This is a genomic window from Caulobacter sp. FV1ye6ST (assembly GCF_058681225.1).
The window spans coordinates 3684404-3698306 of sequence record NZ_CM178733.1 but is presented as its reverse complement, the minus strand read 5'-3'; the positions used below and the strand labels follow the sequence as shown (position 1 = coordinate 3698306).

The 13903-nt window shown below is 67.2% G+C and carries 14 protein-coding genes; 5 read left to right on the top strand and 9 right to left on the bottom strand.

From position 1 onward, the window contains the following. Nucleotides 1–2: 2 nt before the first annotated feature. The 3 genes from purB to ACW175_RS17675 form a co-directional block, all read right to left on the bottom strand. Complete coding sequence (purB, locus tag ACW175_RS17685; RefSeq protein WP_492101312.1) at nt 3–1313, bottom strand: adenylosuccinate lyase; 1311 nt, start codon at nt 1311–1313, stop codon at nt 3–5. Nucleotides 1314–1366: 53 nt separating this feature from the next. Then, complete coding sequence (locus ACW175_RS17680; protein WP_492101311.1) at nt 1367–2869, bottom strand: spinster family MFS transporter; 1503 nt, start codon at nt 2867–2869, stop codon at nt 1367–1369. 107 nt (nt 2870–2976) lie between these two features. Next, nucleotides 2977–4305 carry a spinster family MFS transporter gene (locus ACW175_RS17675; protein WP_492101310.1) on the bottom strand — a complete coding sequence of 443 codons (1329 nt, stop codon included), beginning with the start codon at nt 4303–4305 and terminating at the stop codon, nt 2977–2979. Between the two features lie 91 nt (nt 4306–4396). On the opposite strand from ACW175_RS17675, the gene ACW175_RS17670 reads away from it, so the two are divergent. Further along, the gene (locus ACW175_RS17670; protein ID WP_492101309.1) at nt 4397–5023 is read left to right on the top strand and encodes a glutathione S-transferase family protein; all 627 of its coding nucleotides are present in this window, start codon (nt 4397–4399) and stop codon (nt 5021–5023) included. Here the strand turns inward: ACW175_RS17670 and ACW175_RS17665 are convergent. From ACW175_RS17665 to ACW175_RS17645, 5 genes are all read right to left on the bottom strand, one after another. Next, on the bottom strand, nt 5020–5628 hold the full coding sequence (locus ACW175_RS17665) for a glyoxalase superfamily protein (protein ID WP_492101308.1): 609 nt from the start codon (nt 5626–5628) through the stop codon (nt 5020–5022). The two genes, ACW175_RS17670 and ACW175_RS17665, sit on opposite strands and share 4 nt — an antisense overlap. A 114-nt stretch (nt 5629–5742) precedes the next feature. Continuing rightward, nucleotides 5743–6204 (bottom strand): hypothetical protein, encoded by a 462-nt coding sequence (locus ACW175_RS17660; protein WP_492101307.1) that lies wholly within the window; start codon nt 6202–6204, stop codon nt 5743–5745. Between the two features lie 20 nt (nt 6205–6224). Continuing rightward, the gene (locus tag ACW175_RS17655) at nt 6225–6704 is read right to left on the bottom strand and encodes a hypothetical protein (RefSeq protein WP_492101306.1); all 480 of its coding nucleotides are present in this window, start codon (nt 6702–6704) and stop codon (nt 6225–6227) included. 112 nt (nt 6705–6816) lie between these two features. Next, nucleotides 6817–7905: a 3-deoxy-7-phosphoheptulonate synthase gene (locus ACW175_RS17650; protein WP_492101305.1), complete on the bottom strand. Its 1089-nt coding sequence runs from the start codon at nt 7903–7905 to the stop codon at nt 6817–6819. Nucleotides 7906–8002: 97 nt separating this feature from the next. Beyond that, complete coding sequence (locus tag ACW175_RS17645; RefSeq protein WP_125156646.1) at nt 8003–8086, bottom strand: hypothetical protein; 84 nt, start codon at nt 8084–8086, stop codon at nt 8003–8005. Between the two features lie 163 nt (nt 8087–8249). Here ACW175_RS17645 and ACW175_RS17640 point away from each other — a divergent pair, with 163 nt between their 5' ends. Genes ACW175_RS17640 through ACW175_RS17630 form a run of 3 tightly spaced genes read left to right on the top strand, consistent with a single transcriptional unit; the run spans nt 8250 to nt 12081 of the window. Further along, nucleotides 8250–9749 carry an NAD(P)/FAD-dependent oxidoreductase gene (locus ACW175_RS17640; protein WP_492101304.1) on the top strand — a complete coding sequence of 500 codons (1500 nt, stop codon included), beginning with the start codon at nt 8250–8252 and terminating at the stop codon, nt 9747–9749. Nucleotides 9750–9751: 2 nt separating this feature from the next. Continuing rightward, nucleotides 9752–10192: a GtrA family protein gene (locus tag ACW175_RS17635; RefSeq protein ID WP_492101303.1), complete on the top strand. Its 441-nt coding sequence runs from the start codon at nt 9752–9754 to the stop codon at nt 10190–10192. Next, entirely contained in the window at nt 10189–12081 is a 1893-nt protein-coding gene (locus ACW175_RS17630; RefSeq protein ID WP_492101302.1) for a hypothetical protein, read from the top strand. Before ACW175_RS17635 ends, ACW175_RS17630 begins: the two co-directional genes overlap by 4 nt. Here the strand turns inward: ACW175_RS17630 and ACW175_RS17625 are convergent. Then, nucleotides 12051–12218, bottom strand: a complete 168-nt coding sequence (locus ACW175_RS17625) for a hypothetical protein (protein WP_492101301.1) — start codon at nt 12216–12218, stop codon at nt 12051–12053. The two genes, ACW175_RS17630 and ACW175_RS17625, sit on opposite strands and share 31 nt — an antisense overlap. Nucleotides 12219–12429: 211 nt before the next feature. Between ACW175_RS17625 and ACW175_RS17620 the strand changes: the two genes are divergently transcribed. Continuing rightward, nucleotides 12430–13797, top strand: coding sequence for a sugar MFS transporter (locus tag ACW175_RS17620; RefSeq protein ID WP_492101300.1), 1368 nt, complete (start codon nt 12430–12432; stop codon nt 13795–13797). Nucleotides 13798–13903: the final 106 nt, after the last annotated feature.

Sequence of the window (13903 nt, the reverse complement as noted above, 5' to 3'; positions counted from 1 at the left end):
GGTCAGCCTTGCTCGCCGAAGACGCGCTTGAAGATCACGTCGACATTCTTGGTGTGGTAGCCGTAGTCGAACAGCTCCTCCAGCACGGTGTCCGACAGGGCCTTGGACACCACCGGGTCGGCTTTCAGGAAGTCGATGAAGCGGCCTTCGCCGCGCCAGACCTTCATGGCGTTGCCCTGAACGGCGGCGTAGGCGTCCTCGCGGCTGACGCCTTCCTGGGTCAGGGCCAGCATGACGCGCTGCGAGAAGACCAGGCCGCCCAGCTTGTCCAGGTTCTTGGCCATGTTGTCGGGATAGATGTTGAAGCGCTCGATGACGCCGGCCAGACGGCGCAGGGCGAAGTCGAGATGGATGGTGGCGTCGGGGCCGATGCCGCGCTCGACCGACGAGTGGCTGATGTCGCGCTCGTGCCAGAGGGCGACGTTCTCCATGGCCGGGACCACGGCCGAGCGGACCAGACGCGCCAGGCCCGTCAGGTTTTCGGTCAGGATCGGGTTGCGCTTGTGCGGCATGGCGGACGAGCCCTTCTGGCCGACCTCGAACGGCTCTTCGGCTTCCAGGACTTCGGTTCGCTGCAGGTGACGGATCTCGGTGGCCAGGCGCTCGACCGACGAGGCCACGACGCCCAGGGCCGCGAAATAGGCGGCGTGGCGGTCGCGCGGGATCACCTGGGTCGAGACCGGCTCGACGGCCAGGCCCATCTTGTCGGCGACGTGCTGTTCCACGCGCGGATCGACATTGGCGAAGGTGCCGACGGCGCCCGAGATCGCGCAGGTGGCGATCTCGAACTTGGCCATCGCCAGGCGTTCCTTGGCGCGCTGGAACTCGGCGTAGTAGCCGGCCAGCTTCAGGCCGAAGGTGATCGGTTCAGCGTGGATGCCGTGGCTGCGGCCGACGCAGACCGTCATCTTGTGCTCGAACGCGCGGCGCTTCAGGGCGGCCAGGATGAGGTCGACGTCTTCCAGCAGCAGGTCGGTGGCCTTGGACAGCTGCACGGCGAAGCAGGTGTCCAGCACGTCGCTGCTGGTCATGCCCTGGTGCAGGAAGCGGGCTTCCGGGCCGACGATTTCCGACACGTGGGTCAGGAAGGCGATGACGTCGTGCTTGGTGACGCGCTCTATCTCGTCGATGCGGTCGCTGTCCCAGACCGCGTCGCGGCCCTTTTCCCAGATCGTCTCGGCGGCGAGCTTCGGGATGGTCCCGATCTCGGCCATGGCGTCGGCGGCGTGGGCCTCGATCTCGAACCAGATCTTGTACTTGGTCTGGCTGGACCAGATGGCGGCGGCTTCGGGGCGGGCGTAGCGGCTGATCATGGGCGGGCGTTTCGGCCCGCCCGCCCCGGGAGTCAAGGGAAGAGGCTTATTACTTACGCCGCTTCGCGAGACTTCATGTGCTTGACCATGCCGATGGCGGCCAGAGCGTAGTGGACGCCCGCCCAGGCGTAGAAGCACAGCGAGACGATGATGCCTTGCTGGCTGGAGAGGGCCAGGGTCGAGCGGCACTGCGCCGCCAGCTCGGGCGCCGAGCCCTTGGGCGCGATGCCGCCGGGACAGGTCGCCGCGAAGCTCTGGCCGCCTTCGACGCCAAATGAGGCGAGCACGCTGTGGACCACGCCGGCGGCGTCGGGGGTGTTGAAGTGGTACTGCGCCAGATGGTCGATCAGCCAGCCCGTGAAGACCGGCCCGCCGCCCAGGGCGATCAGGTTCAGGAAGAAGAACAGCAGGGCCGTGGCGGTGGCCCGGCGGCGCGGCTCCACCGAGTTCTGGACCACGGCGAAGGTCGGGGCCAGGTAGACATAGTGGAAGATACCGGGGATCAGCAGGATCATCGCCGTCGCCTGCCAGTCGCTCTGCAGATAGGCGAGGATGTAGATCGGCGTGCAGATGGTCAGGCCGATGGCCGGGACCCAGGCGTACCACTTGAAGCTCCGCTTGCCGGCCCAGTCGCTCAGGAAGCCGCCGACAAGGGTGCCGATGCCGGCCGAGAAGCCGCCGATCAGGCCTGTGATCAGGCCCACCTGCGCCAGGCCCAGGCCGAAGGCGCGCACGAAGTAAGATGGCACGAAGGCGCCCGAGCCGTACGAGCCGAACGAGGCGATGGTCACGCCCAGCACCATGTTCAGGACGGGCCACTTGAAGAACAGGATCTTGAACACCGCCCACAGTTCCGAGAACTCGTTGGCGATGGAGAACGCCGGCTTGGGCGCGGGCTCGACCACGAGGTTCTCGGCCTCGATCGGGCGCTCGACGATCTCGGAATGGCCACGCGGCGGCTCCTTGATCACCAGCTTGACGATCAGGGCCAGGATCACGCCGGGCAGGCCGACGATGACGAAGGCCACGCGCCAGCTGAACTCCTGGGCCAGCCAGCCGCCGGCAACCGCGCCGAACATGGTGCCCAGCGGGATGCCGAACGAATAGATCGACAGGGCCGAGGCGCGCTGCTTGGGTTCGTAATAGTCGCTGATCAGCGAGTGGCTCGGCGGCGAGCAGCCGGCCTCGCCGACGCCGACGCCGAAGCGGAACAGGGCCAGTTGGGCGAAGCTCGTCGCCGCGCCGCACAGGGCGGTGAACCCCGACCAGACCACCAGCGACAGCGAGATGATGGTCACGCGGTTCCAACGCTCGGCCAGGCGCGCGATCGGGATGCCGAGCAGGGTGTAGAGCAGGGCGAAGTAGAGACCGCCCAGCAAGCCCAGCTGCGTATCGGTCAGTTTCAGGTCTACCTTGATGGCCTGACCGATGGTGGCGATGATCGTCCGGTCGATGAAGTTGAAGGTGTAGGTGGCCAGCAGCAGCCCCAGCACCGTCGCCTTGTAGCCATTCGAATAAAGCGGCCGTTCGCCGCCGGACGCACGCGCGTCGGCCATACTGACTCTCTCCCTTCAAACATTTGTTCTAATTCTTTGAAGGGACTGTGACCGAGCGGAAGGCAAAGCGCCAGAGGCTAAATTTCAGCCTCCGACGCCGCCGAAAATCAGGCGACCATCTCTTCGCGGATGCTGCTGCGGGCCGCCCAGAACAGGCCGAACGCGGCCAGGCCCAGCGTCGACGAGACGATCAGCGCCCAGCGCACACCCTGCGCCTCGCCTAGGCCCATATGGCCGGACAGCACGTCGCTGAGAATGCCGACGGCCAACGGACCAAGGCCCAGGCCAATCAGGTTGATGACCAGCAGCAGCACGGCCGAGGCGGTCGCGCGCAGGGCCGGATCGACGATGCTCTGGGCGGTGGCGTAGACCGGCCCGTACCACAGCGTCCCCAGCAGGGCGTTGACGGCCAGGAGGCAGATCGCGGTCATCGGCGCGTCCAGGCTGACGGCGGTGACGAAGATCGGGATGGTGATCAGCGAGGCGATGGCGGGCACGGTCACATAGGCCCGCAGATCCTTGGCCCCCAGGCGATCGGCGAAGACGCCGCCCAGCCAGGCGCCGATCACCCCCGCCGTACCGCCGATCAGCCCTAGGGCCAGGCCCAGGAAGCCGGCCGACTTCAGGCCGAAGGTCGAGGCCAACTGGGCGATTTCCGGCCCGTGGTTGCGGAAGAAGAACGAGGCGGTGAACGGCGCGTGGCCATAGCCGATGAAGGCCTTGATCGAGGCGGCCAGGGCCACCAGCCAGAAGGTCTTCTTGGTCGCCAGCACCGCCAGGGCGGCGGCGAAACTGATCTGCGAGCTGGCGCGGGCGGCCATCTCGGCGGCCAGCTTCTTGCGCGGCTCCACCAGGGTGAAAGCGGCGATCAAGGCGAAGACCACGCCCGGCGCGCCCGCCACCATGAACGCCGCCCGCCAGCCATGGGCGTCGGCGATCAGCCCGCCCATGGCCATGCCGGCGAGGGTGCCCAATGGCGTGCCGATCGAATAGAAGGCGATGGCGCTGGCCCGCTTCTCGCGCGGCACGTAGTCGGTGATCAGCGAGTGGGCGGGCGGGGTGCAGCCGGCCTCGCCGACGCCCACCCCGATCCGCGCCAGGATCAGCTGCCAGAAGTTCTGGGTGAAGCCGCACAGCACGGTGAAGGCGCTCCACGCGGCCACCGAGGCGCCGATGATGAAGGGCCGGTTCCTGGTCTCGGCGAGACGGGCGATCGGGATGCCCAGCACGGTGTAGAAGATGGCGAAGGCCAGGCCCGTCATCATGCCCAGCTGCCAGTCGGCCAGGCCCAGATCGCGCTTGATCGGCTCGGCCAGGATGTTGACCACCTGCCGGTCCAGGAAGTTCAGGGTGTAGATGATCAGCAGCACCCATAGGGCGTAACGGCGATAGCCCGTCGAAACGGGATTGATGACCGGCGACGGCACGTCCGCCATGAGCGCTCTCCCTCGAACAGTTGTTCTAATCGTTGAGGCCACCTTAGACGCAGGGTAAGCCGGGCGGCAATCGCATCAGGGAGCGCGCGCCATGGAACTCGTGATCGGCACCAAGCGGTGGTCAAGCTGGTCGTTGCGGCCGTGGCTGGCGCTGAAGCGCACCGGCGCGTCGTTCCAGGAGATCGAGATCCAGTTGCGCCAGGGCGCGGCCAGCGACGCGGCCATCGCCGAGCACTCGCCCAGCCGGCAGGTGCCGGTGCTGAAGGTCGGCGACCTGACCCTCTGGGACTCGCTGGCCATCTGCGAATACCTGGCCGAGACCTATCCCGACGCCAAGCTGTGGCCGGCCGATCCGATCCTGCGGGCGCTGGGCCGCTCGGCGGCGGCCGAGATGCATGGCGGCTTCCAGGCTCTGCGCGGCGAGTGCGCGATGGCGCTGGAAGAGGAACCGCGCGCGGTCGACATCTCCGAGGCCACCCAGAAGAACGTGCGGACGATCGTCGAGCGCTGGAACCAGTTGCTGTCGCGGTCCGGCGGACCGTTCCTGCTGGGCGAGTGGTCGATCGCCGACGCCTTCTACACGCCGGTGGCGACGCGCTTCCGCACCCATGGGATCAAGCCGGCTGACTATGGCGATGCCGGACCGGCGGCAGCCTATGCCGAGCGCCTGCTGGCGACGCCGGAGTTCCTGGAATGGGAGCGCGCGTCGCTGGCCTAGCCTTCGCGTCGGCGGGCCAATTCCGCGCGGATCAGCGCCTGGATGTCCATGCCGGATATGGTCAGCCCGTCGATCCTGGCGTCGTCGATCGTGACGCCGCTGAGATTGACGTTGTTGAGTCTGGCCTTCGACAGGTCGACATCCGCGAACGTCGCGCCCGCCAGGCGACAATTCGAGAAGGCCGCCGCCGACAGGTCGCGGTTCTCGAAGCGCGAGGCCTCGGTATCCACCGCGAGCGGCTGGCCGACGTCGATACGGTTGCCGTCGGGGTCGGCGAAGACGAAAGCCCTCATCCCGTAGTCCTTGTCGGCTAGCGACTTGATGATCCGCACGCCGGCCGCGATCAGGACCTCATGCAGGGCGTCGACATCGTCGACCATCAGATGAGCGATATTGGTGGTCGAGGGCTTGTGGTCCTTCACCAGGCTGAGATGCAGCTCGGCCCCGTCCTTCTGCAGGATCATGAAGCCCACCGGATCGCCGTTTTCGAAGGTCTTCTTGAAGCCCAGGACGTCGCCATAGAAGGCGCTGGCGGCGTGGATGTCGCGGGTGAACGCCGACGCGGCAAGGCGGCCGAACGTGATGTTCGAGGTCGATGAGGTCATCGCTCGCGGTTTCCCTGTGGAAAAAGGGCAGGGGCGGCGGTGCGCGTGCCCGAAGTGGAGCGGTGTCCGGCTCCGACCCTGCCACAGGGAAATCGACAGTTCTATAGGTTCGCCCTAGAGACCCGCGGGTACGCCGTTGGTGACGGGCGGCGGCTTGCAGCGGCCGGCGCGGGCCTGGACGACATAGAACAGCGCGCGGCCTTGGGCGAAGCTGCTGTGCTCGGCCAGCGGATTGGTCGGCTGGCCGGTGGTCAGGCTCAGGGCCTGCTCGCCGCTGTTGGCGGCCTGGCCCAGCGAGGCCTGGTTCCAGCGGCTCAGCACCGGCGCGCAGGCGGCCACCACCGCCTCGGCGACAATCTCTGCGCCGTCCTTGGAGCCGGCCAGGCTGTAGGCCCAGCGGCGGGCGCACTCGTCGACCGGCGTCGACGGATCCGAAGCCGCCGCGGCGCCAGGACCCGCATTGTTGCTGAAGTCGGCGCAGATCTTCGGGTTGGACATGGCCTCGTGACCGTTTTCACAGGCGGTCAGGGCGAGGGTGGCGAGGGCCAGGGCGGCCATCACGGGCTTGCGGATCATCTTTTGATTTCCGTGGATTTCTAGCGGGGGCAGATCTGGACGGGGCGCTGGGCCAAGCGACCGCGCTCGTCGTAGTAGGAGATCGTGGCGTTGCGGCACGTCCCGCCGGTCGGCGCGGAAACCTGCTGAAAGGTCCCGTCGCGGACTTCGCCGGTCGCGACCGGGTTGCCCATGTGGTCGTAGTAGACCTGACGGACGGGCGCGGGCCGCGTTGGCGCCGCCGCGGCGGCGCGATAGCCGGAGCTGTAATAGGCCGTGCGCGTGCGACAGCCGCTCTTGCCGATCTCGCGGCCGACCAGGGCGCCGCCGACGCCGCCGATCAGCAGACCGCCGCCACCCTTGGAGATGGCGTTGCCGACCAGGGCGCCGCCCAGGCCGCCGATGACTGTTCCGGTGGCCTTGCGGCTGCGGCAGGTGGCGGCGTCGGCGTCCGTGGGCGCCAGCGTCGCGGGAAGGGCGATGGCGCCGATGGCCAGGCCGATGATGACGAGACGGGTCATGTGAACTTCGCTTTGGTGAAGGTCCCTCGGGCTTCACAACGCGTCTCGTCGGCAGAAGGATGCGCGAACGGCGGGATGTCGACTTAACACCCGCCGTTCGCGCCCTGCATTCCTAGGCCTGGCGTCCGGCGCGAACCGCCGCCGCCAACTGGTCGAGCAGGGTCACCGAGGTCGTCCAGTCGACGCAGGCGTCGGTGACCGACTGGCCGTAGGTCAGGGACTGGCCGGGGACGATGTCCTGGCGGCCGGCCACGAGGTTGCTCTCGATCATCACGCCCATGATCGGCGAGGTCCCGGTCGCCACCTGAGCGCAGACGTCGGCGACGACGGCCGGCTGGTTCTCGTGGTTCTTGCCGCTGTTGGCGTGGCTGACATCGACCATGATCCGGGCAGGCATGCCGGCCTTGGCCACCGTCTCCGCGGCGGCGGCCACGCTGGCGGCGTCGTAGTTCGGCGTCTTGCCGCCGCGCAGCACGACGTGGCAGTCGTCGTTGCCGGTGGTGGTGGCGATGGCCGCGCGGCCCTCCTTGGTCACGGCCAGGAAATGGTGCGGCTGAGAGGCGGCGGTGACCGCGTCGACCGCGACCTTGACGTCGCCATTGGTGCCGTTCTTGAAGCCGACGGGGCAAGAGAGGCCCGAGGCCATCTCGCGGTGGATCTGGCTTTCGGTCGTGCGGGCGCCGATCGCGCCCCAGGCCACCAGGTCGGCGATGTATTGGGGCGTGGTGACATCCAGGAACTCGCAGGCCGTCGGCAGGCCCTGGGCGCTGATATCCAGCAGCACCCGGCGCGCCAGGCGCAGGCCTTCGTTGATCCGGAAGCCGCCGTCCAGGTCCGGATCGTTGATCAGGCCCTTCCAGCCCACCGTGGTGCGCGGCTTTTCGAAGTAGACGCGCATGATCACTTCCAGCTCGCCGGCATGGCGCTCGCGTTCGGCGGCCAGGCGCTGGGCATAGTCGAGGGCGGCCTTCGGGTCGTGGATCGAGCAGGGGCCGATCACCACCACGAGGCGGTCGTCGCGGCCATGCAGGATCTCGTGGACGGCCGTGCGCGCGTCGCCGACGATCTCGGCGATCGACGAGCTGGCTGGAGCCTCGCCGATCACCTGGGCGGGCGGGCTGAGGGTCTGCAGCTTTTCAATGCGCAGGTCGTCGGTGGGGACCGGCAGCGAGACGAGATGGGCGGCGGTCGAGGAAGGCATGGCGTACTCCGGAAGATCCTGTGAGGTCCGGGGGCCATGAAAAAAGCCGCCCGGGGAACCCCTGGCGGCTGGTGAAGGTGTTCTTTGTGGCCCGATGTCAGGCCGAACGAAACCCTCCCGGCGCCAGAGGCGTCGGATAGCTAAAATACCAAAACAGCTGTTGGCTGGCGGCGAGGGTCATCACGGAAACCCTAGCGTCGCCTTTCGCGCCTGTCACCCCCGATAAGCAGCCGCCGCGACCGATCGTCCCGGATTCACGATTAATCGGGATTCACCAAGCCTCGCGACCCCGCCTTAACCATCCGCCTCCATCCTGTATCGAAACGGGATTAGGAGACGGCCGCATGGGCCAGCACGTGGAGACCCTGGTGATCGGCGCCGGCCCGGCCGGGCTGACGACCGCCTACACCCTGGCCAAGGCCGGCCGCGCCGTGACCGTGCTGGAGATGGACCCGACCTATGTCGGCGGCATCAGCCGGACCGTGGACTACAAGGGCTTCAAGTTCGACATCGGCGGCCACCGCTTCTTCTCGAAGAGCAAGGAGATCGTCGACCTCTGGAACGAGATCCTGCCCGACGATTTCATCGACCGGCCGCGCCTGTCGCGCATCTATTACCGCGAAAAGTTCTACGCCTATCCGCTGAAGGCCTTCGAGGCGCTCGCGAATCTCGGCGTGTGGACGGCGACCAAGTGCATGGCCTCGTTCGGCTGGGCCAAGCTGAACCCGATCGCGGCGCCGGCGACCTTCCACCAGTGGGTGCGCAACCAGTTCGGCGAGAAGCTGTTCTCGATCTTCTTCAAGACCTACACCGAGAAGGTGTGGGGCATGAGCTGCGACGAGATCTCGGCCGACTGGGCCAGCCAGCGCATCAAGGGTCTGGACCTGGCCTCGGCCATCATCGACGGCCTCAAGCGCTCCCTGGGCGTCAAGGCCAAGACGGGTGAGGGCGCGCCCAAGACCCTGATCGAGAGCTTCCGCTATCCCCGCAAGGGCCCCGGCATGATGTGGGAGGCTTGCGCCCGAAAAGTCACCGCCCTGGGCGGACAGGTTCGCATGGGCCGCAAGGTCGACGGCCTGCACTACGACAAGCTGGCCAAAATCTGGACCGTCAGCGTCACCTGCGCCGACGGCAAGAAGGAGATCTACACGGCCGACGATGTCGTCTCGTCGGCGCCGATCCGCGAGCTGATGCAAGCGATTTCGCCCACCCCGATCAGCGTCTTTCACGCCGGCGAACTGATGTACCGCGACTTCCTGACCGTGGTGCTGATCGGCAAGCCGCAGAAGGAGCTGCCCGACAACTGGATCTACATTCACGATCCGTCGGTGAAGGTCGGCCGTGTGCAGAACTTCCGCTCGTGGTCGCCCGAGATGATCCCGGACGGCGTGTCGACCTGCCTGGGCCTGGAATACTTCTGCTTCGAGGGCGACGGCCTGTGGGTCACTTCGGACGAGGACTTGGTCGCCCAGGCCAAGCACGAGATCGCCAAGATCGGCCTGATGGACCCGGCGGACGTCTACGACGCCTGCGTGGTGCGCCAGCACAAGGCCTATCCGGTCTATGACGACGTCTATGCCGAGCACATCAAGATGATCCGCCTGGACCTGAAGATGCACTTCCCGGGGCTGCACCTCGTCGGCCGCAACGGCATGCACAAGTACAACAACCAGGACCACGCCATGATGACCGGCCTGCTGACGGCCGAGAACATCATCGCCGGCGAGACCCTGCACGACGTATGGGAGGTCAACGAGGACGCCGAGTACGGCGAAGCCGGCGTCTCCGGCGCCCGCGAGGCCCTGCGTAGCGAGCGCGCCGTGCCGACCAAGGTCGCCGCCTGATCATGATCCGGCTCTGGCGGCTTTTGCCTGAAGGGCTGCGGGAACTGGCGCTTTACGGCCTGGCCAGCGCCCTTGCGCTGGGGATGGACTGGGGCTTGCTGCTGGCGCTGACGGCGGTGGGCGTGAACTATCTCGTGGCTTCGGCGACGGGGTTCGTCAGCGGCATGGCCGTGACCTATCTGCTGTCGGTCTCGATGGTGTTCCGCCACCGCCCGGTCGCCGATCGCCGACGCGAGTTCGTCGGCTTCGTCGGCGTGGGCCTGGCCGGCCTCGTTTTGACCCAAGGCCTGATGGCCCTGTGGGTCGAGGCGCTGCACATGAGCCCAGGCGTGGCCAAGATCCCGACCGCGGGCATCGTCTTCGTGTTCAACTTCACCGTCCGCCGGGCGCTGCTGTTCAAGGCTCCCAAAAGTCTTGCGAGCGTCAATTCCGTCGAACCGTGAGCCGGCTGAAGAACCTCGCCGATAGCCGCTGGCTGGGCTGGCTGGCCGCCTTTGGGCTGTTCCTGCTGAGCCGTCCCTATCTCGGCGTCCATCACGATGGCCGCCTCTATGTGGCCGACGCCCTGGCCAAGCTGGATCCGGCGGGCGTCGGGCGCGACCTGATGTTCGTCCATGACGGGCAGTTCGGCTTCAGCCTCTACACGCCGATACTGGCGCGCCTGATCGCTCTGCTGGGCCTGTCGGGCGCGACTATGGCGATTGTGCTCCTGACTTTGACGCTGTGGTTCGCGGCGGCGGCGATGCTGGTCGAGCGCTTTCTGGCCCACCGGTCGCCGGCCCTGCGCTGGGCGGCCCTGGTCTTCGTGGTCGCCCTGCCGGGGCTGTACGGCCCGATGAACGTCATCGGCTTCGGCGAGGCCTACGCCACGCCACGCGGCCTGGTCGAGGCCGCGGGTCTGGCCGGCATGGCCGCGTATCTAATCGGTCGGCGTTGGCTGGGCCTTGGGCTCTGCGTCGTCGGCATGCTGTTCCATCCGATCATGGGCCTGTGCTCGGCCGCCGCGATCGGGGTCGCGCTGTGCTTCGAGGATCGCCGCTGGCTGTGGGGCGGCCTGGCGGGGGCCAGCGTCGTCGTGGCGGCGGGCCTGGCGCATCTGCCGGTCGCCGACCGCCTGGTCACCGTCATGGATCCGGCCTGGCGCGGTGTGGTCGAGGCGCGCAGCCCGTTCCTGTTCCCGTCGCTCTGGCCGATCGAGGCCTGGAGCCGCCTGGCCGTGCAGGCCTGCACGGTCGCGGCGGCGGCGTTCCTGCTGCAAGGCGCCTCGCGTCGCCTGGCGCTGGGCGCGCTGGTGGCCGGTCTGGTCGGCGTCGCCATGGTCGCGGTGCTGGGGGACCGGCTGTCTTTGATCCTGTTCCTGCAGGTCCAGAGCTGGCGCACGTTGCAGCCGCTGGCGGTGCTGGCCCTGGCGTGCCTGGCGTTGCTCAGCGCCGAACTGCCCCGGCGTGGACCGGCCGGTTTGCTCGCTCTGGCCCTGCTCGGCCTGGCGTGGATGGTCCACGACCTGGGCGCGTTCGGCTTGCTGGTCGCGCCGTTCGGTTTGCTGTTCGCGGCCGTGGGTGAAAAGGCGCGCTTCGGCCGTCCGGACCTGATCTCGGCGGCCGCCGTGGGGATGATCGCCGCGACGGTGGTCGGCTGCGCCGCGCTAACCGGGGCGGGGCTCGTCACCGAGTTCGCCAGGACAGGGGCCTATAGCCAGAACGCCCTCTGGTTCAGCGACGTCCCGGCCCTGATCATCGCTGTGTGCCTCGGCGTCTGGCTGGCGCGGGGATGGACTTCGCCACCCGTGACCGTCCGTGTCGTCGGGGTCCTCGTGATCGGGCTACTGGCGGTTCTGCTATGGGACGACCGCTCGGCCTATGTCCGTGATCGCGACGCGGGCAGGGATCCCGCGCTGGTCGCCATGACCAAGTCGCGGCCTGGCGCGGTTCTGTGGCTGTCGGGCGATGTGGAGCCTTGGGTGCTGATCGGCCGACCGAGCTGGTTCAGCACGGTGCAGAGCGCGGGCGTGGTGTTCTCCCGACCGTTAGCTCTGGAACTGTGGCGGCGCGCCGAGCGTCTGGAGAGAGCGCGCCTCATGGGCCGCGACTCCATCAGGCCACTGACCGTCGCCGCCTCGCGCGCACCGTCGCCGAGCCCGGACAAGATCCGCGTCTTCTGCGCCGCGCCCGACGCCCCGGCCTGGATCATCTGGCCGCGCTGGAGCGATCAGGCGCTGTCGCCCGGCCTGGCCGCACGCGACTGGACGCCTAAGGCGCCGTTCCGAGCCGACCTGGACGGCCGCCGGCTGACCGCCGAGCGCTACGCCGTGATTCCCTGCGCCGGTGACTGAACCGCCTCGACGGCCTCGTGGGGCGTCTTCAAACGGTCGATGCTCCAGCCGATGAAATGCACCAGTGCATCGGCCAGGCCGACCATGGCCGCCAGCACGAAGACGCTGGAAATCAGAAGGACCATCAGAGCCGACATAGGAAACTCCCGCTTCGCAGGATCAAGCGAAGAAAAGGCGGAGGGGTTCCTGCGAGAGCCTCTCAAGCGTGGAAAAATTTGGCTTGTGGTTGACAACGTTGTCACGCTTCCTGTGAATGGCGCGTCCGCGCAAAGACGGATTCCACGAATAAACGTCACTAGGGAGTGGTGAAGTGATTGCGTTGAAATACAGCTTTGAGGGCGCCGTCCGATGACTGACGCCGCGATCGCGAAAACCACGACGAAAGACGTAGGCAAGGGCGGGGGCGTCAAGCTCGCCGTCGTCTATGTGACCTGCCTGTTCTTCATCTGGGCGCTGGTCACCAACCTCCTCGACCCGCTGCTCAAGACCTTCAAGACGGTTTTCACCCTGAGCCCCGTCGAGGCCAGCCTGACCGGCTTCGCCTTCTTCATCGCCTACGGGATCATGTCGCTGCCGTCGGCCGCGTTCCTGTCCAAGCTCGGCTACGCCCGGTCGGTCATGGTCGGCCTGGGCAGTATCGTCGCCGGCTGTTTCATCGCCATCGCGGCGGCCAAGCTGCACACCTTCGGCGTCTTCCTGGTCGGCCTATTCGTGATGGCGTCCGGCGTGACCCTGCTGCAGGTGGCGGCCAACCCGCTGATCGCCTCGATGGGCAAGCCCGACGAAGCCTCCTTCCGACTGAACCTGTCGCAAGCGTTCAACTCGCTGGGCGCGGCCTGCGGCCTGTGGTTCGGCGCGAACTTCCTGCTCAAGGGCGAGATCTTCACCAAGGGTGTGGTGATCACCCAGGCCATGCGCGAGCAGGCCTTGGGCTTTGTCTCGAACGTCTACCTCGTGATCGGCGTGGGCCTGGCCCTGTTCATCCTGCTGATCTTCCTGGTCCGCCAGAAGATTACCGATGCGGCGCCGAAGACCGGCCAATTGGTCAATCCGTTCACCGCCCTGACCTCGAAGTGGGCGAACCTGGGCGCGATCGGCATCTTCCTCTATGTCGGCGCCGAGGTGGCGATCTCGCTTCACCTGCTGCTGTTCCTGGAGCAGTCGCGCATTCTGGACATCCCGTCCGAGCAGGCTGGCAAGCTGACGACCTTCTACATGGTGTTCGCCATGATCGGCCGCTTCGCCGGTTCGGCCATGCTGAAGACGATCAAGGACTACGCCCTGCTGACCGCCGTGGCTGTCGGCGCCATCGTGCTGTGCCTGGTCGTCATCCTGACCAAGGACATGACCCCCACGGCCCACACCGGCACGGTGAACCTGCTGCTGGCCTCGGCTCCGATGACGTCGGGTCTGATCCCAGCCTTCGCGGCCCTGCTGATCGGCCTGTTCAACTCGATCATGTTCCCGACGATCTTCACCCTGACCCTGCAACGGTCCTCGGCGCCGACCTCGGCGACCTCGGGGCTGCTGTGCATGGCCATCGTGGGCGGCGCCTTCCTGCCGCTGGCCTTCGCCAAGATCGAGGAACTGACCGGTTCGATCTCGATGGGCTTCATCGCTCCGCTGGTTTGCTACGTCTACGTCCTGTGGTTCGCGATCGTCGCCAAGAAGGCTCCGACCCACGAGATCCAGGAAGGCGTGGCGGGCGGCCACTAGAGCGGCCTTTCCGAACAGAACCACCTGCAAGCCCCCCGGGAAGCGCGTCTTCCCGGGGTTCTTTTTTGTCTTCGGTTCGGGGATGGGGCGCCGCCTCTTTAGGCAC